The organism is Dorea sp. 210702-DFI.3.17 (assembly GCF_020560825.1).
GTDB classification, from domain to species: domain Bacteria; phylum Bacillota; class Clostridia; order Lachnospirales; family Lachnospiraceae; genus Dorea; species Dorea formicigenerans.
Window position 1 is genome coordinate 1 of record NZ_JAJCNB010000083.1, and the last position, 879, is coordinate 879.

The following is an 879-nucleotide window of genomic DNA, read 5'->3' on the forward strand; positions in this document are numbered from 1 at the left end:
GGGCAAACGAGGTGCGCCCGATATTCCGCAGTCTGGGAGACATTGCACAGGCTACCGGGTGCGCTATCGTGCTGATCGGACACCTGAACAAAGCCGCAGGAACGCAAAGCACCTATCGGGGATTAGGGTCTATCGACATTACGGCGGCAGTCCGCAGTCTGCTTTTTATCGGCAAGCTGAAGGACAGCCCCACAACGAGGGTGCTTATCCATGAGAAAAGCTCCCTTGCGCCGCCCGGACAGTCCCTTGCCTTTTCTCTGGGAGACGAGAAAGGCTTTGAATGGATAGGAGCTTATGACATTACCGCTGACGAGCTTCTTGCCGGGACAGACACCTCCAAGACCGAGAGCAAGACCGCACAAGCGCAAATGCTTATTCTGGAACTGCTGGCAGATGGAAAGCGTATGCCAAGTGCAGAGCTGGAAAAGACGGTCAATGAGCGTGGGATTTCCTCACGCACCATGAGAACGGCAAAGAGCCGTATCGGGGACAGGCTTGTGACCGAGAAAGACGGCACAGCATGGGTCTGCTATCTCCGAGACTGACAACAGGAACACGGCAAGCGTGGCAAAGACGGCAAGGTTTTTATAGATACCTTAATGTTGCCGCCTTGCCTTGTTCCCTCATACCGACATCGCCCGATGATGAACAGTCACCGGGCATTTTTCATTTACAGGAGGATTTTGAATGAACAATACCGCAACCAACACCGCCCCTTGCCCGACTGTCAGAAAGCAGATCGGAAAGACAACCTATATCGTCCGTGTGCATTTCAGCCAGACCGCAAAAGAGACGATGGAGGACAAAATCAAGCGTCTGCTCCGTGAGGAAGTCCGCAAAATGTAACTTCTTTTTGAATTTGATGAAAAAGTCCTTGAC

1 protein-coding gene and 1 pseudogene are annotated in these 879 nt (G+C 52.4%); both read left to right on the forward strand.

Annotation, left to right across the window (positions count from 1 at the left end):
- Positions 1–545 (forward strand): annotated as a pseudogene (locus LI149_RS15015) (helicase RepA family protein); the annotation flags it as partial.
- 142 nt (positions 546–687) lie between these two features.
- Positions 688–846, forward strand: coding sequence for a transposon-encoded TnpW family protein (locus LI149_RS15020; protein WP_009243220.1), 159 nt, complete (start codon positions 688–690; stop codon positions 844–846).
- Positions 847–879: the final 33 nt, after the last annotated feature.

What these genes read in the sequence shown, in the direction of transcription:
- LI149_RS15020 (WP_009243220.1), top strand. Translation starts at nt 688, where the DNA reads ATGAACAATACCGCAACCAACACCGCCCCTTGCCCGACTGTCAGAAAG.